The sequence below is a fragment of the Methylobacterium sp. Leaf125 genome, assembly GCF_001423085.1.
Taxonomy (GTDB): Bacteria; Pseudomonadota; Alphaproteobacteria; order Rhizobiales; family Beijerinckiaceae; genus Methylobacterium.
Genome location: NZ_LMNU01000012.1, coordinates 300,488 through 320,285 on the forward strand (window position 1 = coordinate 300,488; position 19,798 = coordinate 320,285).

General features: G+C 69.4%; 15 protein-coding genes. 11 read left to right on the forward strand and 4 right to left on the reverse strand.

Translation table 11 applies throughout. From position 1 onward, the window contains the following. The first annotated feature begins 470 nt into the window (after nt 1-470). Together ASF58_RS12560 and ASF58_RS12565 are read left to right on the forward strand one after the other, a co-directional pair. A complete protein-coding gene (locus ASF58_RS12560; RefSeq protein ID WP_055953711.1) occupies nt 471-1,754 on the forward strand; it encodes an N-acetylmuramoyl-L-alanine amidase in 1,284 nt (427 codons plus the stop codon). A gap of 235 nt (nt 1,755-1,989) precedes the next feature. Next, nucleotides 1,990-4,422: a penicillin-binding protein 1A gene (locus ASF58_RS12565; RefSeq protein ID WP_055952417.1), complete on the forward strand. Its 2,433-nt coding sequence runs from the start codon at nt 1,990-1,992 to the stop codon at nt 4,420-4,422. Nucleotides 4,423-4,494: 72 nt separating this feature from the next. Here the strand turns inward: ASF58_RS12565 and ASF58_RS12570 are convergent, their stop codons facing one another. The 4 genes from ASF58_RS12570 to ASF58_RS12585 form a co-directional block, all read right to left on the reverse strand. Beyond that, nucleotides 4,495-5,475, reverse strand: a complete 981-nt coding sequence (locus ASF58_RS12570) for a hypothetical protein (RefSeq protein WP_082513029.1) — start codon at nt 5,473-5,475, stop codon at nt 4,495-4,497. Nucleotides 5,476-5,536: 61 nt separating this feature from the next. Then, on the reverse strand, nt 5,537-7,699 hold the full coding sequence (locus ASF58_RS12575; protein ID WP_082513030.1) for a TonB-dependent receptor: 2,163 nt from the start codon (nt 7,697-7,699) through the stop codon (nt 5,537-5,539). Nucleotides 7,700-7,922: 223 nt separating this feature from the next. Further along, the gene (locus tag ASF58_RS12580) at nt 7,923-8,912 is read right to left on the reverse strand and encodes a DUF1775 domain-containing protein (RefSeq protein WP_055952423.1); all 990 of its coding nucleotides are present in this window, start codon (nt 8,910-8,912) and stop codon (nt 7,923-7,925) included. A gap of 42 nt (nt 8,913-8,954) precedes the next feature. Next, nucleotides 8,955-9,278 carry a hypothetical protein gene (locus ASF58_RS12585; RefSeq protein WP_055952426.1) on the reverse strand — a complete coding sequence of 108 codons (324 nt, stop codon included), beginning with the start codon at nt 9,276-9,278 and terminating at the stop codon, nt 8,955-8,957. Between the two features lie 332 nt (nt 9,279-9,610). Here ASF58_RS12585 and ASF58_RS12590 point away from each other — a divergent pair, with 332 nt between their 5' ends. The 9 genes from ASF58_RS12590 to ASF58_RS12630 all read left to right on the forward strand — a co-directional run bounded on the left by ASF58_RS12590 (nt 9,611) and on the right by ASF58_RS12630 (nt 19,780). Continuing rightward, nucleotides 9,611-10,909, forward strand: coding sequence for a L,D-transpeptidase family protein (locus ASF58_RS12590; RefSeq protein WP_055952428.1), 1,299 nt, complete (start codon nt 9,611-9,613; stop codon nt 10,907-10,909). A gap of 329 nt (nt 10,910-11,238) precedes the next feature. Continuing rightward, nucleotides 11,239-12,543, forward strand: coding sequence for a serine hydroxymethyltransferase (glyA, locus tag ASF58_RS12595; protein ID WP_055952431.1), 1,305 nt, complete (start codon nt 11,239-11,241; stop codon nt 12,541-12,543). 134 nt (nt 12,544-12,677) lie between these two features. Then, a complete protein-coding gene (gene nrdR / locus ASF58_RS12600; RefSeq protein ID WP_348271589.1) occupies nt 12,678-13,262 on the forward strand; it encodes a transcriptional regulator NrdR in 585 nt (194 codons plus the stop codon). A 95-nt stretch (nt 13,263-13,357) separates the two neighbouring features. Next, nucleotides 13,358-14,446, forward strand: coding sequence for a bifunctional diaminohydroxyphosphoribosylaminopyrimidine deaminase/5-amino-6-(5-phosphoribosylamino)uracil reductase RibD (gene ribD, locus ASF58_RS12605; RefSeq protein ID WP_156375688.1), 1,089 nt, complete (start codon nt 13,358-13,360; stop codon nt 14,444-14,446). 1 nt (nt 14,447) lies between these two features. Further along, nucleotides 14,448-15,092, forward strand: coding sequence for a riboflavin synthase (locus tag ASF58_RS12610; protein WP_055952433.1), 645 nt, complete (start codon nt 14,448-14,450; stop codon nt 15,090-15,092). Nucleotides 15,093-15,292: 200 nt separating this feature from the next. Then, the gene (ribH, locus tag ASF58_RS12615) at nt 15,293-15,799 is read left to right on the forward strand and encodes a 6,7-dimethyl-8-ribityllumazine synthase (RefSeq protein ID WP_055952435.1); all 507 of its coding nucleotides are present in this window, start codon (nt 15,293-15,295) and stop codon (nt 15,797-15,799) included. A 23-nt stretch (nt 15,800-15,822) separates the two neighbouring features. Further along, nucleotides 15,823-16,299 (forward strand): transcription antitermination factor NusB, encoded by a 477-nt coding sequence (gene nusB / locus ASF58_RS12620; protein ID WP_055953722.1) that lies wholly within the window; start codon nt 15,823-15,825, stop codon nt 16,297-16,299. 5 nt (nt 16,300-16,304) lie between these two features. Then, the gene (gene thiL / locus ASF58_RS12625; RefSeq protein ID WP_055952437.1) at nt 16,305-17,294 is read left to right on the forward strand and encodes a thiamine-phosphate kinase; all 990 of its coding nucleotides are present in this window, start codon (nt 16,305-16,307) and stop codon (nt 17,292-17,294) included. Nucleotides 17,295-17,632: 338 nt separating this feature from the next. Further along, nucleotides 17,633-19,780 carry a sodium-translocating pyrophosphatase gene (locus ASF58_RS12630; RefSeq protein WP_055952440.1) on the forward strand — a complete coding sequence of 716 codons (2,148 nt, stop codon included), beginning with the start codon at nt 17,633-17,635 and terminating at the stop codon, nt 19,778-19,780. Nucleotides 19,781-19,798: the final 18 nt, after the last annotated feature.

The window sequence follows — 19,798 nt, forward strand, 5'->3', positions numbered from 1 at the left end:
GAGGACAGGCCGGCATGTGCAGAACGATGCGGCGGCCGAAAAGGCCACCGAATGAACCGACTCCCACCCGGCCTTGCTATGCCGCCATGTCTGACGCGGGGAACCGACTGCGAAGGCGACTCGACGCAATGCCGAACCGCGCCCGCGGGCCGCGGAGCAAACCGCACGGCACCGGGAAGGGGACCGTATCATTACAGAGCGTCGCGACGTTTTGGCAAGGTCCTTAATCGTTGATCGGCCGCCGCGACCTGACATGCCCACACTGGACCTCGGCCCAGGGATCGCCCCGGCGACGGCTGCGACGGGCCCTGTCGCCCGCGGGACACAAGCGGCGGCGAAGTGGAGCGCAGCCTTTGAGGAACGGTTAACCATCCCGTCGGTATCCCGTAGAGGCTGGCGGACGCCATAGCCCGCTCGCGGACACGCTCCCCCGGGGCGTGACCGTGCTCACGGGGATGATTGCCGGAACGATGCCGAGACGCGCCCGCCTTCTCCGCTCCGTCCTTCTCGCGCTGGCCTGCGCCGGAGCGATCCCGTTCGTCGGGACCGGCGCACGGGCACAGGACACCGACAAGGCTCATGGCACCGCCTCCCAGGCCGCCGTCGCCATCGCGGCGGACCTCGCGACGAGCAGCGGCACCACGAAGCTGACCCTGACCCTCTCGAAGGTCATCGACGCGAAGGCTTTCGTGATGGAGCGTCCCGATCGAGCGGTCATCGATCTGGCCGAAGTGAATTTCCAGCTCGGACCGGAAACCGGCCGGAAGCGCGACGGCGTGGTCGCCTCCTTCCGCTACGGGCTCTTCGCCCCGGGACGGTCGCGCATCGTCGTCGACCTCGCCCAGCCGGCGACGGTCGGCCGGATCGAGACCGTGACGCGACCGCGCGACGGCGCCGTGCTGCTCAGCATCGAGTTCCAGCGCAGCGATCGTGAAGGCTTCCGCCGCGCCTCGGTGGCGAGCGATCCGGCACCGGCCCAGCGCAAGGTCGCGACCCTCCCGGAACCGACGGACGCCCGCCCCCTGATCATGGTCGATGCCGGCCACGGCGGCACCGATCCCGGCGCCATCGCGGCCACCGGCGTCTTCGAGAAGGACATCGTGTTCGGCTTCGCCCAGGCCCTGGTGACCCGCCTCGAATCCAGTGGCCGCTATCGGGTGCGGATGACCCGGGATCGTGACGTCTTCGTGCCGCTCTCGGAGCGCGTCCGCCTGGCCCGCGAGGCGAAGGCCGACCTCTTCGTCTCGATCCATGCGGACTCGATCTCGTCGGCCCCGCAGGTGCGCGGTGCCACCATCTACACGGGCTCCGAGAAGGCCACCGACGCCGAATCGGCCAAGCTCGCCGAGCGCGAGAACCGCGCCGACGCGGCGGCCGGCACTGAATCGAACGAGGGCCCCGGCCATGTCGCCGACATCCTCCAGGAACTCACCTTGCGCGAGACCCGGACGTTCTCGTCGGGGTTCGCCAAGCGGCTGATGACCCATCTCGGTCCGGTCATGGAGATGAGCGCCAAGCCCCACCGCGAGGCCGGCTTCCAGGTTCTTCGCTCGCCCGACGTTCCCTCGGTGCTGGTGGAACTCGGCTACCTGTCCAGCAAGCACGATCTCGACCTGCTGCAATCGGAGGGTTGGCGCGCCGAGGTGACCGGGGGCATGGCCAAGGCGATCGATGCGTTCTTCGGCAGCCGGACGTCGCTGACTCGTCCGCAGCCGCCCCGTCGCTCGGCCGCAATCGCCCCAGTTTCACCATAGAATGCGTGTGAAACCGGGGCTCACAGCGCTCCGGTCACACCGATGCCGATGGTCTCGGCAGGATTGATCGCGGCGCGCTTGAGCGAACGCCGCCGACATCGTGGGCTCGACCGCATTTCACGCGGCGGGACTCTTGCATTTCGGAATGGGACACGGTCCGAAGAGGCACGCGCCATCATGGCGGGTGCTGTCGCGGCCGGCCGGCGGCGGTGGATCATCGACGGACGGGACCCGGATGCGCTTCATCCTTCGTTTCTTCGGCTTCCTGTTCAGCGTCGGCGCGATGGTCTTCGTGATCGCCGCCGCGGCGGCCGCGTTCTTCTACTGGAAATTCAGCCAGGACCTGCCGGATCACGCTGCGCTCGCCAATTACGAGCCGCCCGTGATGAGCCGCGTCCATGCGGCGGACGGCTCGCTGCTGGCCGAGTACGCCAGCGAGCGGCGGCTCTACCTGCCGATCCAGGCCATGCCGAAGATCGTCGTCGCGGCCTTCCTCTCGGCCGAGGACAAGAACTTCTACAAGCACGGCGGCGTCGATCCCGAGGGGCTGGTGCGCGCCGCGCTGACGAACTTCAAGAGCGGCAAGAAGCAGGGCGCCTCGACCATCACCCAGCAGGTCGCCAAGAACTTCCTCCTGTCCCCGGAGCAGACCTTCGAGCGCAAGGCCAAGGAGGCGCTGATCGCCTTCCGGATCGAGGCCGCCTACTCGAAGGACAAGATCCTCGAACTCTACCTGAACGAGATCTTCCTCGGGACGATCGTGCCTGGGCGCAACCTGCACGGCGTCGCGGCGGCGGCGCTCGATTATTTCGGCAAGTCGGTTCACGAGCTGACGATCAACGAGGCGGCCTACCTTGCCGCCCTGCCGAAGGGGCCGAACAACTACCACCCCTATCGTCAGACCCAGAAGGCGCTCGATCGGCGCAACGAGATCATCGGCCTGATGGCCCAGAACGGGTACATCACCAAGGAAGAGGCCGAGGCGGCCCGCAAGATGCCCCTCGGCGTCAATCCGCGCGTCGCGTTCGCGAACGCGGCCAACGCGAACTACTTCACGGAAGAGGTCCGGCGCGAGATCGCCGAGCGCTACGGCGAGAAGAAGCTCTACGAGGGCGGCCTCTCGGTCCGCGCCACCCTGGATCCGAAGATGCAGTCCTGGGCCCGCAAGGCCCTGGTGGACGGCCTGGTTCGCTACGACCAGTCGCACGGCTGGCGCGGCGCGCAGGCCAAGGTCGATCTCGTCGGTCGCGACTGGGGCCTCGCCGTGGCCGAAGTGCCCGGTCTCGGCGACGTCGCGCCGTGGCGGCTCGCCGTGGTGCTGAACACCAATGGCGGCTCCGCCCAGATCGGGTTGCAGCCGCGCCGCGAAGCCTCGGGGCAGGTCTCGAAGGACCGCGAGACCGGGACGATCACGGCCGAGGGCACCCGCTGGACCGGGCGCTCGCCCGCCGCGGCGCTCAATGCCGGCGACGTCGTCTACGTCGAGGCGACGGATACGAGCCGTAACCAGTACCGCCTGCGCCAGCGGCCCGAGGTCTCCGGGGCCATCGTGGCGATGGACCCCTATACCGGTCGCGTACACGCGATGGTGGGCGGCTTCTCCTATGACGAGAGCCAGTTCAACCGGGCCACCCAGGCGATGCGCCAGCCCGGCTCGTCCTTCAAGCCGATCGTCTACTCGGCGGCCCTGGACAACGGCTACACCCCGTCCTCCATCGTGCAGGATTCGCCGATCACCATTGAGGCGGGCCCCGGACAGGAGGCCTGGACGCCCTCGAACTACGACGGCAAGTCGGGCGGCCCGCACACGCTGCGCTACGGCATCGAGCACTCGAAGAACCTGATGACGGTTCGGCTGGCCAAGGATGTCGGCATGCCGCTGATCGCCGAATATGCCCGCCGCTTCGGTGTCTACGACGATATGCTCCCCGTGCTGCCGATGTCGCTCGGTGCCGGTGAGACCACCGTCATGCGCATGGTCACCGCCTACTCGATGCTCGCCAATGGTGGTCGGCGCATCCGCCCGACCCTCATCGACCGCATCCAGGATCGCGTCGGCGAGACCATCTACAAGCATGACACCCGCAAATGCCTCGGCTGCGACGCGGACAAGTGGTCGGGCCAGGACGAGCCCAAGCTGGTGGACGATTCCGAGCAGGTCCTCGACCCGCTGACCGCCTACCAGATGGTCTCGATCATGGAAGGCGTGGTCCAGCGCGGCACCGCCACCATCCTCAAGCAGGTCGGCAAGCCGCTCGCCGGCAAGACCGGGACGACGAACGACGCGAAGGATGCCTGGTTCGTCGGCTTCTCGCCGGACCTTGCGGTGGGCGTCTATCTCGGCTTCGACAAGCCGCGCTCCCTGGGCGATCGGGCCACCGGCGGCGGTCTCGCAGCCCCCATCGCCCTCGACTTCCTGAAGCAGGCCCTCAAGGACAAGCCGCCGACGCCGTTCCGCGTGCCCCCGGGCATCAAGCTGATCCGCGTCTCGGCCGCCTCGGGCATGCGCGCCGGCTCGGGCGAGGGTGGTGGTACCATCCTCGAAGCCTTCAAGCCCGGCACCGCCCCGCCCGACGCCTATGTCGCCGCCCCGGCACAGTCCTCCGGCGCCCCGGCCGCGGTTCCGCCGGACGCAGATCGCGCCGCCCAGGCCGGCGGGCTCTACTAGGCCTGCACACCCTTGGCGAACCGCCATCGATCGACATCGCGCCCCGGAGACATCTCCGGGGCGTTCGTCGTTTCAGCCCGCTTTACGCGCCAGGGCGAGATCCGCGAGCTTCTCGATGTTGAAGCCGGTCTGGGGCAGCTCGATCATGAAGCGCTCGGCGATCTCCGAGACCACGAAATCCGGCTTCACCCGCGCGAGGTAGCCCCAGTCGATGCTCGTCGACCACAGGACGTGAACTTCGCGAAAGGTGTCGGCGAGGAGCGGCGTCAGGCTGCCCGTATGCGGGGTCGACGTGTGGTGGCCGTAGGAATCGGCGAACAACACCAGCCGGCGCGGGTCGGCCTCGGACGAGTCGTTTCGGTAGATCACGTGGGCGCCGATATGGGCCGCCTGGCCCCGGCCCTCGGCCTCGAACGCCGTCACGAGGTTGTTGGCATGGATGCGCCGCGCCGCGGTCTCGAACAGGCACGAGTCCACCGTCTCGCTGCGGATCGGATCGAACTTCAGGCCGAGATCGCCGGCATAGGCCGCAGGTGAGCCGATCCGGCGCTGGAGGATATCCTGGCGCGGGGCGAGGCCGAGATGCCGGCAGATCTCACCGTAGGCAAGGAGATACCCGGCGAAGGTCCAGTGGCTGTCGGTCCTGCAATAGAGCGGCACCTCGGCGACGCGGGCCCGGAACGGCCGTACCAGGTCGATCCAGTGGCGCCGGGCCGGCGAGAAACGGAGCCAGCGCTCCAGGCGCAGGACCGGCGCACGCGCGGGATCGAGGGCGAGCGCCTCGCAGGCCTGCGGGTCGATCGTGAGCTTCTCCGGCGCCACCACGTGGGCGTAGCGGGTGCCGAGACCGGCACAGCGCCGCACCCGCGCCTCCAGGATGCGGCGCCAGCGCCAGAGGGTGGCACGGGGCAGCCCCGGATCGCGATACTGGCGCAGCACGGAATTGGTGCCGCCGGTCAGGAAGAGCGTGCCGTCTCGGCCGACATGCACATCCGGGTGCTGCTCCGGTGCCGGCACGCCGGAGGGGCGTGCATTGGGGAAACCCTCAGTCATCGCGCGCTTCTAGCGGGCGCGCAGGAAAGGCGCACCCTCATCCGGCGACCCGCTTCCCCGATCAGAACCCGGCGCGGAGGCCGCCGAAGATGCTGCGGCCGACGCCCGGATAGAACGCCGCCGGGCCGCCCGCGACGGTCCGGGCGTCGGTGACGACGGAGATGTCCGAGACGTAGCGGGCGTCGGTCAGGTTTCGGGCATCGACGAAGACCGAGACGCCGTTCTGGAAGTCGTACCCAGCCTGGATGTTGAGCAGGGCATAGCCCGGCACCTTCAGGCTGTTGGCATGGTCGGCAAAGGCACCCTGGGGCACCCAATCCACCGAAGGGCTGACATGGAAGCCCTCGCGGTTGCGATAGGTCAGGACGGTGCGCAGCACGTCGCGGGGGATGCCGGCGATCTGATTGTCGCCGAAGATCGGGTCGGCGATGAAGCGGAAGTCGTTGTGGGTCCAGATCTGCGAGACCACGACGTTGTCGCCGGATCCGATCAGGTCGCGGGCAAGGTCGAGGGAGACGGCAGCTTCGACACCCTGGTGGCGGGTTCGGGGTGCGTTGAAGGTCGCGGCCGGGATGTTGAGGCCAGGATTGATCGAGAAGTTGATGAGTTCGTCGCGGATCTCCGAGCGATAGAGGGTCACATCCCAGGAAAGCCGGTCGATCCGGCCGCGGGTTCCCGCCTCGTAAGTCACGGCGCGCTGGGCCCGCAGCGGCACGAAGGTGGTGTTCAGGGTGTTCTGCTGTACGAGGTCGGAGAAATCCGGCACGTCGCGCGAGCCGGTGATGTCGCCGAAAACCTGCAGGTCCGGCAGGGGTTGCCAGAGCAGGCCGACCTTGGGGTTGATGCCCGCATAGGTCTCGTTGGCCGAGGACGGGAACGCATTGGTGCCCGAGAAGCCGCCCTTGTTGCTGTAGGTCCGGTTCGCGGAGAATGCCTTGGCGCCCGCCATCAGCGCGACGTCCGGCAGGAACCAGAACCGGTTCTCGCCATAGGCTTCGTAGTTCGAGGCACTCTGCACCGCGCGCAGCGTCTGGGCGCCGCGCTGGCCGGCGACGTTGACGAACTGGAGCGCCGAATTCTGGCCCGCGAAGGCGCGCAGGCCGAGGATCAGGTCGTTGCGATAGCCGGCGATGTCGAAGGTCCCGGCCCAGTGCGGGGCGATCCCGTAGGTCCAGCCGTCCTGGTCGATCACCTGGAAGATCGGATGGTAGAGCGACTTGTGGATCGCCCAGGTGTCGATGTCGAGCTTGCCCACATCGAGCAGGAACGAGGTGCGGTTGGCGATCCGCTCGGTCTCGACTTTCCGGGACTGGTTGCCGGAAATCGCCGACGGGTTGGCGAGCGTCGGATTGTTCAGGGCATTGAAGAGGCTGAGCGTACCGGGGAGCTTCTGGTCGGTCAGGTAGATGCCGGCATAGAAGCGGGTCTCGACGCCCGGCGCGAGCTGGTAGCCGAGATTGGCGTTGAAGTTCTGCGTCCGCTGGGTCTCGTGGTCCCGATAGCCGTCGGAATTGGTGATCGTACCGCTGACCAGGAGGTCGATTGGGCCGGAGATCCGCGAGGCCTGGAAGTTCTCGCGGATCGTGTTGAAGGCGCCGCCGTCGATGCGCAGGATATTCGGCGCGAAGGCGGTCTGGGCCGTGGGCGTGACGACGTTGATCGCCCCGCCCAGGGTCGTCGCCCCGAACGTCAGGGCGTTGCCGCCCTTGTAGACCTCGATCGAGCGCAGTCCCAGGGGATCGACCTGGTAGAAGTCGCCGCTGCCGTCCGCGAGGTTCAGGGGGATGCCGTCCTGAAGCAACTCGAGGCCGCGCAGGTGGAAGCCGCGCGCGATGCCCGAGCCGCGCACCGACAGGCGGAGCTCCTGGCCGTAGCGCTCCTGCACGTAGACGCCGGGCACGTCCTTGAGGGTGTCGCGCAGCGTATTGGCGTAGCGGTCCTGGAAGTCCTTGGCATCGACGAACGCGACGGAGCCGACGGTGGCGTTCACCGCGGCGCGCTGCGCCGCAACGCTCGTCACCGTGAGGGAGCCGGCCGAGGCCCCCTCGATACTGAGTTCGGACAAGGTCGCGGCGGCCGTCTCCTCGGCGCCGGACGGCGTCGCGCAGACGGCGAGGGTCAGGAGCGAGGCGCCCGCCAGGAGGGCGAGGGCGCAGCCCTCGCGCCGAGGCGAAGGGCGTGCGGACAGATCGGCGGAGGCAGACACACTTTGGGGAGCGGGCATGGGACAGGCTCCGGACCATGGGCCCGCGCTTCGCCTTTGCGCGAAGGGGCCGGGCATGATCCCGATGGGAGAAGGGTGGGGTGGGGGACGCCGCGCGGAAGCGTGCGCGGCGAATCGTGCGGGTTGGGACGGTCCGACGACGGACGCGGCTCGGCGTCGGTCCGGCCGCCGTCAGCGGGATCAGACCGGCCCTGGATGTCCCGGGATCCGGGAATCCGCGACGTCAGTGCTCGTGAGGACCCGGTACCGTTGCGGCGGCCGCAGGTGTACCCGGCTTCATCGCGCCGATCGGCGCCACGCTGAAGCTGACGGGCACGGTGCCGGCCCGCTCGAAGCGCAACGTACCCGGGACCGTCTCGCCGGCCTTGGGGCCACTCGCGAGATCCTCGAACATGAGGTGCAGGCCGCCGGGCTTCAGCTCCACCGTCTCGCCCGGCCTGATCACGAGGCCACCCTCGACGGGAGCCATCTTCATCACGCCGCCCTCCATGGTCATGGAGTGGATCGAGGCGCGTCCCGCCAGGGGGATCGAGGCGCCGACGAGACGGTCGGCCTGGCTGCCGGTGTTGGTGACGCGGACATAGCCGCCCGCCACCTTGGCGCCGCCGGGCGTCGCGCGCATCCACGGCGTCTCGATGTTGAGATCGCCGGCCTTCACGCTCGATGCCTCCGCCCGGGCCGGGCTGGAAGCTGCGGCCACGATGCGGACGCCGGGGGCGGGGGACTTCAGCGCATGGGCATCCTGCCCCGCGGCCGGGATCTCGCGCCAGCGGTGCTGTCCCGCGGTGCAATCCTGCTCGACGGGGAAGTAGACCGTGCTGCCGGGTGTGAAGGCGTCGCTGACCCGCGCCAGGAAGGTGAACTCGTCGACCTGATCGTCGGGCAGGCTGCCGCCGGTCCAGGTGATGGTCTTCACACCCTCACGGATATCCCCGTGGTAATACGGATAGGCCCGGGCGTAGGCGCCCTTCTCGGTCGTCACGGTCCAGCCGGGCTTCGGCATCGGCTTGGCACCGATCACGCCCTCCGGAATGGTGACGCTGACGCGGTTTGTCGGCTGGCCGTCGCAGCCATGGGTGATCTGCACGACGCCGCGGTAACCGGCGTTCGGACTCGCTTCCTTGCGCTCCAGGGTGGCGTGCGCGAGGGAGGCGGTGGCGGACAGCGTGAGGAGAAGGCCTGCGAAGAGCTCGGCCCGGGGGATGCGGTTCATCGAAAGGTCCAGGTCTGATGGGATCGGGAATCGGCGATCGAATCAGACGGCGGGCGGACCTCGAGGATGGGGAATCGTGCCCGGCGGTCCGCGTGCGGACACGGACGCCTCGCGCTGCCAGGCGACCCGGCGCGTCGCGCGGACCGGCCAGACGATGGTGCGGGCCGACACCTCCGGCAATGCCGCGTGCAGCATCGACCCGGCCACGGTGCAGCAGGGCTGGTGATGGGCGTGGGTCGAATCGGGCGCGCCGGGACCGGACTCGTCGATCTGCCCAAGGCAGAGGATGCCGTGCGCGGTGGAGACGGGCAGGGGAACGAGTCCACTGAGGACGGCGTGGAGAACGAACGCATAGAGCGCGACCACCGCAGTGATCGCGCGCAGCGGGGCCCACCCTCCGTGGCCAGCTTGTTTCGCCGGAAGCGTCATCGTCGTTCGGCTTACGCCATCGGCCATCGTTTCGCCACGCCGATTACACGGTGCGACACAGTGCTGTGGCACACGAGCCGCAGTCGAGAGGATGTGTCGGGGGATCACGGGGATAAGCCGCGCCGTGCCACAATGTGGCCGGGTCCCCATGAGTTCTTAACCGTACCCCGACACGGTCGTGACAGGGGGTGTTCCAAGACCTCGGCGCGCATCGCCGGGACCGACGACACCGCACGTCACTTCGTAAATCAGATCAGAGTTCACGTCCGATGCTGAATCAGGCTTTCCACACTCGCGCGCTCGGCTTCGCGCTGCTCGCATCGGCGGCCGTCATCGGCCAGTCGGCGACGGCGCGCGAGGCCGGCGGCTTCGCCCAGGCCGAGTGGGCGCAGGACTACGCCTCGCCCGCCGCCATGCAGGTGCAGCGCTCCTCGACCCCGATCCTGTCGCCCCAGACCGTGGCGGCGACGGAGCAGATGATCGAGCGCTACCGGGACATCGTCAATCGCGGCGGCTGGAAGCCCGTCTCGGGCGCGGATCGCCTGCGCGTCGGCGCCAAGGGACCGGCCGTGGCCGCCCTGCGCCAGCGCCTGATCGTCACGGGCGATCTCGACCCGGCCTCCGGCGGTTCGGGCGTCTATGATTCCTACGTGGCGGCTGGCGTGAAGCGCTTCCAGGCCCGGCACGGGCTGAGCCAGACCGGCGCCATGAGCCTCACCACGCAGCAGGCCATGAACGTGCCGGCGGACGTGCGCCTCCACCAGCTCGAGATCAACGTGGTTCGCCTGCGCTCCTATGCCGGCAACCTCGGCAACCGCTTCGTCATCACCAACATCCCCGCCGCCCTGGTTCAGACGGTAGAGAACGGCCAGGTCGTGACCCTGCACGCCGCCGGCGTCGGCAAGATCGACCGCCAGTCGCCGATCATGAACACCAAGGCGACGCAGATCAATTTCAATCCCTTCTGGACGGTCCCGGCTTCCATCGTGAAGAAGGACCTCATCCCCAAGATGCAGAAGGACCCGACCTACCTCACCGAGAACAAGATCCGCATCTTCTCGGGTGAGACCGAGATCTCGCCGGCTTCGGTGAACTGGAACTCGGACGAGGGCACGCGCTACCGCTACCGCCAGGATTCGGGCGCCGACTTCAACTCGATGGGCATCGTGCGCATCAACATTCCGAATCCCTACGGCGTGTTCATGCACGACACCAACACCAAGGGCGTGTTCGGCGACGACTTCCGCTTCATCTCCTCGGGCTGCGTCCGCGTGCAGAACGTGCGCGAGTACATCACCTGGCTTCTCAAGGACACGCCCGGCTGGGGCCGCGAGCAGGTCGAGCAGGCCATCGAGAGTGGCAAGCGCGTCGACGCCACCCTGTCGACCCCGGTGCCGGTCTACTGGACCTACATCACGGCCTGGTCGACCCCGGACGGCCTCGTCCAGTTCCGCGACGACATCTACAAGCGTGACGGCGTGAACGTGCCCTCGACCCTCTCGGCCCCGACCCCGGTCGCCAGCGCCGAGCAGGTCCAGAGCTTCGAGCCGGGCGACGAGGAGAACTGAGTTTCCTCACCGGTTTCGCACCTGCTGACGCTCGAGGCCCGCACCCCCAGGTGCGGGCCTCCTTGCATTCTGCAGGCCTCCTTGCATTCTGCGGGCTGTGTTGCGTCGTGCGGGCCTTTTCGCCTCGTGTATGCGACGCCACGACACGGGTTGTTGTCGCGTCGACTCAGCGTGCCGCGCTCTGTGCTGAATTTTTTTGAGCACACGCAAAAAAATGCCTGTGCTTGGCCTCGGAACTCGTCACGTGTAGTAATCCAGCCTTCGAACGCCCGCCCGCCAACGCCAGCGGATTACGGGTGCGTCCGCCCGTTCAACAATCGAGGCTTTCCATGAGCGCCGGTACTGCTGCCGACAAGCACTTCTCCAACACCTTCTTCGCTGCTCCCCTCGCGGACGCGGATCCGGAGATCGCCCAGGCGGTGGCCCAGGAACTCGGCCGCCAGCAGCACGAGATCGAGCTGATCGCCTCCGAGAACATCGTCTCGCGCGCAGTTCTCGAGGCGCAGGGCTCGGTGCTGACGAACAAGTACGCCGAGGGCTATCCGGGCCGTCGCTACTATGGCGGCTGCCAGTTCGTCGACATCGCCGAGAACCTGGCCATCGATCGCGCCAAGCGCCTGTTCAACTGCGGCTTCGCCAACGTGCAGCCGAACTCCGGCAGCCAGGCGAACCAGGGCGTGTTCCTGGCCCTGATGCAGCCGGGCGACACCTTCCTCGGCCTCGACCTCGCAGCCGGCGGCCACCTCACCCACGGCGCCCCCCCGAACGTCTCCGGCAAGTGGTTCAAGCCGGTTTCCTACACCGTGCGCCGGGACGACCAGCGCATCGACATGGAGCAGGTCGAGGCCCTCGCCCACGAGCACAAGCCCAAGGTGATCATCGCCGGCGGCTCCGGCTACCCGCGCCACTGGGACTTCGCCAAGTTCCGTGAGATCGCCGACGCCGTCGGCGCCTACTTCTTCGTCGACGCGGCCCACTTCGCGGGCCTGATCGCGGCCGGCGTGCATCCGTCGCCGTTCCCGCACGCCCACGTCGTCACCACGACGACCCACAAGACCCTGCGCGGCCCGCGCGGCGGCATGATCCTGACGAACGACGAGGCGCTGGCCAAGAAGTTCAACTCGGCGATCTTCCCCGGCATCCAGGGCGGCCCGCTCATGCACGTCATCGCCGGCAAGGCCGTGGCCTTCGGCGAAGCGCTCAAGCCCGAGTTCAAGATCTACGCCAAGCAGGTGATCGAGAACGCCAAGGCGCTGGCCGACACCCTGATGACGAGCGGCTACAACATCACCTCGGGCGGCACCGACAACCACCTCATGCTGGTCGACCTCACCAGCAAGGGCTTGACCGGCAAGGCGGCGGAAGCGGCCCTCAGCCGCGCCGACATCACCTGCAACAAGAACGGCGTGCCGTTCGACACGCAGAAGCCCACCATCACCTCGGGCATCCGCCTCGGCACCCCGGCCGGCACCTCGCGCGGCTTCGGCGTCGCCGAGTTCAAGCAGATCGGCAGCCTCATCGTCGAGGTTCTCGATGGCCTTGTGGCCAAGGGCGATGAGGGCGATGCCGCGGTCGAGGCGAGCGTGAAGCAGCGGGTGCACGCCCTGACCGACCGGTTCCCGATCTACGGCTGAGGCGCAACGCCCCGCCCACGGGCGCTCGGGGACGCTTGAACCGGCGCCCCGCACCATGCCATGCAACGGCCGCGGACCATCGGGTCCGCGGCCGTTGCCTTTTCCAACGCTCCCTCTTCCCAGGTGTCCGTCCGATGCGGTGTCCCTATTGCGGCGGTCCCGACACCCAGGTGAAGGATTCGCGGCCGAGCGACGACGCGGCGGCGATCCGCCGGCGCCGGGTCTGCCCGGATTGCGGCGGGCGCTTCACCACCTTCGAGCGCGTGCAGCTGCGGGAACTCACCGTGCTGAAGCGCTCGGGCAAGCGCGTGCCCTTCGACCGCGACAAGCTCCAGCGCTCGATCGGGGTCGCCCTGCGCAAGCGCCCGGTGGACCCCGAGCGGATCGAGCGCCTCGTCAGCGGCATCACCCGGCAGCTGGAGAGCAGCGGCGAGGCCGAGATCGGCAGCGAGGCCATCGGCGAACTCGTGATGGAGGGCCTGAAGGGGCTCGACGACGTCGCCTACGTGCGCTTCGCTTCGGTCTACAAGAATTTCCGCGAGGCCAGCGACTTCAAGGCGTTGCTCGGGACCCTGTCCGATCCGACCGCCGCCCCGGCCGCGACGGGCACGGGGGCACCGCGCGGGGAGGGCGGAACCGCGACCGAGGAGCCAGCCGAGGATCTCTCCGCCACGGTGACGCCGCTTCGGCCGAAGCGCCAGCCGAAGTCGCGGGCGTGAGGGACGAAGGCATGGAGACCGTCGGCATGAAGACCGTCGGGATGGAGACCGCCGGGGTGGAGACCCTGGGCCGGGGCGAGACCGACCGCCGCTACATGCGCCTGGCGCTCGCCCTCGGGCACCGCAATCTCGGACGCACCTGGCCGAATCCCTCCGTCGGCGCCGTGGTGGTGGCGGGTCCGCCCGGCGCGGAGCGGATCGTCGGGCAGGGCACGACGGCACCCGGCGGCCGCCCGCACGCGGAGCCGACCGCCCTCGCCATGGCGGGGGAGGCGGCCCGCGGCGCAACGCTCTACGTCAGCCTCGAGCCGTGCTCCCACCACGGCCGTACCCCGCCCTGCACCGACGCCATCGTGGCGGCCGGCATCGCCCGCGTCGTCACGGCCCTGGAAGATCCCGATCCGCGGGTCGCCGGACGCGGCCACAGCCTCCTGGCCGCCGCCGGCATCGCAGTGAACACGGGCGTCCTGGCGGAAGAGGCCGCCCGCGATCATCGCGGGCACGTCACCCGCGTGACGCGGGGTCGGCCGAGCCTGCACCTCAAGCTCGCCCAGACCCAGGATGGTTTTGCAGGCGCGCCCGCCGAGCGCCTGCGGATCACCGGGCCCATCGCCGACGGCGCCGTGCATCTCTGGCGGGCGCACGCGGATGCGATCCTGGTCGGCATCGGCACTGCGCGAGCCGATGATCCCTCCCTGACGGTCCGGCTGCCCGGCCTGTCGGATCGCTCGCCCCTGCGCGTCGTTCTGGATTCGAGCCTGCGCCTGCTGCCCTCCACCACGCTCGTGCGCAGCGCCCGCGACGTGGAGACCCTGATCCTCACCACGCGTCGCGCGCCGGTCCACGCCAAGCGCATGCTGGCGTCCTTCGGCGTCGAGGTGGTCGGCGTCGATGCCGACGGCGCGGGACAGGTCGACCTGCACGCCGCCCTGCGGGCGCTGGCGGAGCGGGGCGTGACGCGGCTCTGCTGCGAAGGCGGCCCGCACCTCGCCGATGCTCTGGCGGGCGCCGACCTCGTCGACGTCTTCACCCTCATCACCGGACCGGGGCGGCTCGGTGACACCGGCGGCCTGCCGGCCATCGGCCCGGTGCTTCAGAAACGGCTCGACGAACACCATCTCGGGATTGTCGAATCCCGGTTGTTCGGTCCCGACCGGGCCGTCACCTACGAGCGGAGCGCCTGAGATGTTCACCGGTCTCGTCACGGATGTCGGAGAGGTCGTGTCGGTCGCCGGCGACGATCGCCTGCGCCGCATCCGCATCCGCTCACACTACGATCCGGCCACGATCGCGCTGGGCGCCTCCATCGCCTGCTCGGGTCCCTGCCTCACGGCGGTCGCGGTCGAGCCGACGGCGGAGGGCTGCATCTTCGCCGTCGATGCCGCGGCCGAGACGCTGGCCCGCACCCATGTGGGGACCTGGCGCGAAGGACGTCGCGTGAATCTCGAGCGCTCCCTGAAGATCGGCGACGAGCTCGGCGGGCACCTCGTCACCGGCCACGTCGATGGCCTCGCCGAACTCGTGTCCCGCGATCCCGTCACGGGCGGCGCGGGGGATCCGCAATGGGCCCCCTCGGACCGGTTCACGCTGCGGGCCCCGGCCCCGCTCGCACGCTTCATCGCGGAGAAGGGCTCCGTCTGCCTCGATGGCACCTCGCTGACGGTGAACACGGTGGATGGCGCCCTGTTCTCGGTGCTCCTCATCCCGCACACCCTGGCGGTGACCACCTGGGGCGAGCGGCGGGCCGGGGACGGGCTCAACCTCGAGGTCGACCTCATCGCCCGCTACGCCGCGCGCCTGTCCGAGAGCCGGGCCGCGGTCGAGGCCTGAACGCAGCCGCGGCCAAGGCCCCCGATTCGCGGGGGCCGTGCTTGTCGCCAAGCCGCCCAGGGTCTATCGCTCGCGCCTGCGGGCGCAGGACACGTCCGGCCGGTCGAGCCTAGCGCGCCGACGGATCCCCCGGGGTCCCGGCGGGCGCCCGGTCCCGGCCGCTGTGCCGTCCGCCGACCGTATCCCGTGAAGGCCCCTCGATGGTATCGCTCGCCTACGCTTCCCGCACCGCTCCCGCCAACGTCAAGGGCGCGCGCGTCCTCGTGGTCGAGGCCCGCTACTACGAAGATCTCGCGGACGAGCTCCTGGCCGGTGCGGAGGGCGCCCTGGCGGCAGTCGAAGCCGTGGCCACGGTGGTGACCGTGCCGGGCGCCCTGGAGATTCCCGCCGCCATCGCGATCCTGGTCGAGGCCGCGGCCCGCGCCGGCCAGCCCTACGACGCCGTCGTGGCGCTCGGCTGCGTCATCCGCGGCGAGACGGGGCATTACGACATCGTCGCGGGCGAGAGCGCGCGGGCCCTGATGGACCTGTCCGTTACCCTGCGCCTGCCGCTGGGCAACGGCATCCTGACGGTGGAGACGGAAGCGCAGGCCCAGGCCCGCGCCCGGGTCGCCGAACTGAACAAGGGCGGCGGTGCCGCCGAGGCCGCGCTCGCGGTGCTGTCGCTGAAGCGCGACGCGTCGGCGGCGTCGGTCGGAGAGGATTGAGCATCATGGCCAACGACCCCGGGATGAAGACCGCCGAACGCAGCGGCGCGCGCCTCTCCGTCGTGCAGGCGCTCTACGACATGGAGATCTCGGGCAAGGGCGTGATCGAGGCGCTCGCTGAGTTCGAGACCTTCTGGATCGGCCGCGAGGTCGACGGCATCGAGCATCCCGCCGCCGAGATCGCTTTCTTCCGCGACCTCCTGCGCGGTGTCGTCGATGAGCAGCGCGCCATCGATCCGATCCTGGACGGGGCACTGGCCGCGGGCTGGCCGCTCAAGCGCATCGAGGCGGTGCTGCGTGCCATCCTGCGGGCGGGTGCCTACGAGCTCATGTCGCGCCGCGACGTGCCGGCCCGGGTCGTCATCTCCGAATATGTCGACGTCGCCCACAGCTTCTACGGCGGCGACGAGCCGGGCATGGTCAACGGCGTCCTCGACAAGGTGGCCCGGGACGTGCGCGGCAACGAATTCGCCGGCCTGCCGGCCTCCGGCCGGGCCTGAGCCCCGTGGCTCGGCCCGACGAGGACGGGCTGATCGCACGCTACTTCGCGCCCCTGGCCGGCCCCGGTGCGGACGGCCTGCGCGACGACGCCGCCACCCTGTCGCCCAGTCCCGGCTGCGACCTCGTGCTGACGGCCGACGCCATCGTGGCTGGGGTGCACTACTTTCCCGACGATCCACCGGGTTCGATCGCGCGCAAGGCCCTCGGCGTCAACGTCTCGGACCTCGCCGCCAAGGGCGCACGTCCGCGCGGCATCCTGCTGACCCTGGCCCTGCCCGATGATTGGACCGAGGCCTGGCTGGCCGCCTTCGCGGCCGGCCTCGCCGATGGCCTCGCGGCGTTCGGCCTCGACCTCCTCGGCGGCGATACCGTGCGGGCCGCCGGCCCGGCGCTCATCGGTGTGACGGCGATCGGCGAAGTCCCGGCGGGCGGGATCGTCCGGCGCGGGACGGCGCAGGTCGGTGACCGGGTCTGCGTCAGCGGCACCATCGGGGATGCGGCCCTGGGCCTGATCCTGCGCCGACCCGATGCGCCGGCCTGGGCGGGCGCACTCGGCGCAGCGGATCGCGACGCGCTCATCGATCGCTACTGGCATCCCCGCCCGCGCATCGGCCTCGCGACGGTCCTGCGCCGCTACGTCCGGGCCGCGATGGACGTTTCGGACGGTCTCGCCGGGGATCTGACCAAGATGCTGAAGGGGGAGGGGCGCTCCGCACGGATCGAGCTCGCCCGCGTCCCGCTCTCGCCGGCCGCCGCGAGAGCCCTGGCACGGGAGCCGGCCCTCCTGACCCCGATCGTGACGGGCGGCGACGATTACGAGATCCTCTGCGCCGTCGCACCCGGGAACCTGGACGCCTGCCTGGCGGCGGCGGCCGCCGCCGGAACACCCCTGACCTGCATCGGCACGGTCACGGCCGGTTCCGCGGCGCCGGTCTTCCACCACGCCGACGGCACGCCGCGCGCGCTCGGAACCGGCTCCTTCAGCCACTTCTGAGACGCCGGCCCCTCCGCACGGCGCCGGTCCCGACGGTCGCGAGCGGACTGCCACTCCCGCGAGAACTGATGCCGATCGCCGCGAATGCTGCGACGCACAACTATTCGCGCCTGAAAAAGCTAAGCAGCATTTGCCAGCGCCGGTGAAGTTTGGCACTCAGAGCAGGCATTCCTTGGGAGGAGATGCACAACAACAGCAACATGACGCGCAGCGGAGACGCGCGCGCGAACGATGACCTTCGCACGCACGAAGCGCTGCGCACGCACGGAAACCACGGCCACGAAGTCCAACAACGCCACGACAGACCCGCACGGGCATCGCCAATCAAGGACGGTCGAATGACAGCTTTGTTGCTTATCATCCTGGGCGGGCTGTGCGCCGTCGCCTATGGCATCCTCACGATCAACGACGTGATGAAGCGGGACGCCGGCACCCAGCGCATGCAGGAGATCGCAGGGGCGATCGCCGAGGGTGCGCAGGCCTATCTCCGGCGCCAATACGCCACCATCGCGATTGTCGGGCTCGTGCTGTTCGTGGCCCTCGCCTACTTCCTCGGGCTGAAAGTGGGGATCGGCTTCCTCATCGGCGCGGTCCTGTCGGGGGCGGCCGGCTTCATCGGCATGAACGTATCCGTGCGCGCCAATGTCCGCACCGCGCAGGCGGCCTCGACGTCCCTCGGCGGCGGCCTCGACGTCGCCTTCAAGTCGGGCGCCGTCACCGGCATGTTCGTGGCCGGCCTCGCGCTCCTCGGGGTGGCGCTCTACTACGGCTATCTCACCCGAGTCGCCGGCCTGTCGCCCGCCAGCCGCGACGTCATCGACGCCCTGGTGGCTTTGGGCTTCGGTGCCTCGCTGATCTCGATCTTCGCCCGGCTCGGCGGCGGCATCTTCACCAAGGGTGCCGATGTCGGCGGCGATCTCGTCGGCAAGGTCGAGGCCGGGATCCCGGAGGACGATCCGCGCAACCCCGCCACCATCGCGGACAATGTCGGCGACAACGTCGGTGACTGCGCCGGCATGGCGGCGGACCTGTTCGAGACTTACGCGGTGACCGTGGTCGCCACCATGGTGCTCGCGGCGATCTTCTTCTCTGGCCAGACCGACGTCGCCGGACGCAACGTCCTCGAGGCGATGCTGCTCTATCCGCTGGCCATCGGCTCCTCGTGCATCCTCACCTCGATCGCCGGCACCTACGCGGTGCGGCTCGGCGCCAACCAGTCGATCATGGTCGCGCTCTACAAGGGCCTGGTCACCGCCGGCGCCCTATCGATCGTGGCCATCGCGGGCGTGAACTACGCCCTGTTCGGTGGCTTCGGCACCGCTTTCACCACCAATGCGGGCGTCACCTTCACCTCCGGCGGCCTCCTCGGCTGCGCCGTGATCGGCCTCGTCATCACGGCGCTGATCGTGGTCATCACCGAGTACTACACCGGCACCAACTTCCGGCCGGTGAAGTCCATCGCGGACGCCTCCGTCACCGGCCACGGCACCAACGTGATCCAGGGCTTGGCCATCTCGCTCGAATCCACCGCGCTGCCCGCGCTCGTCATCGTCGCGGGCATCATCAGCACCTACTCGCTGGCCGGGCTCTTCGGCATCGCCATCGCGGTCACCGCCATGCTGGCGCTCGCCGGCTTCATCGTGGCCCTCGATGCCTTCGGGCCGGTGACCGACAATGCCGGCGGCATCGCCGAGATGGCGGGCCTGCCGCCGGACGTGCGCAAGTCCACCGATGCTCTCGACGCGGTCGGCAATACCACCAAGGCCGTGACCAAGGGCTACGCCATCGGCTCGGCCGGCCTCGGTGCCCTGGTGCTCTTCGCCGCCTACACCTCCGACCTGAACTACTTCATCGCCAATGCGAGCCCGACCCAGTACCGCTTCTTCCAGGGCGTGACGGTCGATTTCTCGCTCTCCAACCCCTACGTCGTCGTCGGCCTGCTGCTGGGCGGCCTGATCCCGTTCCTGTTCGGCGGCATGGCGATGACCGCGGTCGGCCGCGCGGCCGGCGCCGTGGTGGAGGAGGTCCGCCGACAGTTCCGGGAGAAGCCCGGCATCATGCAGGGGACCGACCGGCCGGATTACGGCCGCGCCGTCGACATGCTCACCCGGGCCGCGATCAAGGAGATGATCGTGCCGTCGCTGCTGCCGGTGCTGTCGCCGATCGTGCTGTTCTTCGTGATCCAGGCGATCGCCGGCAAGAGCCAGGCCTTCGCCACGGTGGGGGCGATGCTCCTCGGCGTCATCCTCACCGGCCTGTACGTCGCGGTCTCGATGACCTCGGGCGGCGGCGCCTGGGACAACGCCAAGAAGTACATCGAGGACGGGCATCACGGCGGCAAGGGCTCGGAGGCCCACAAGGCGGCGGTGACCGGCGACACCGTCGGCGACCCCTACAAGGACACGGCCGGCCCCGCCGTGAACCCGGCGATCAAGATCACCAACATCATCGCCCTGCTGCTGCTGGCCGTGCTGGCGCACAGCTGAACGCGAACGACCCCCGGC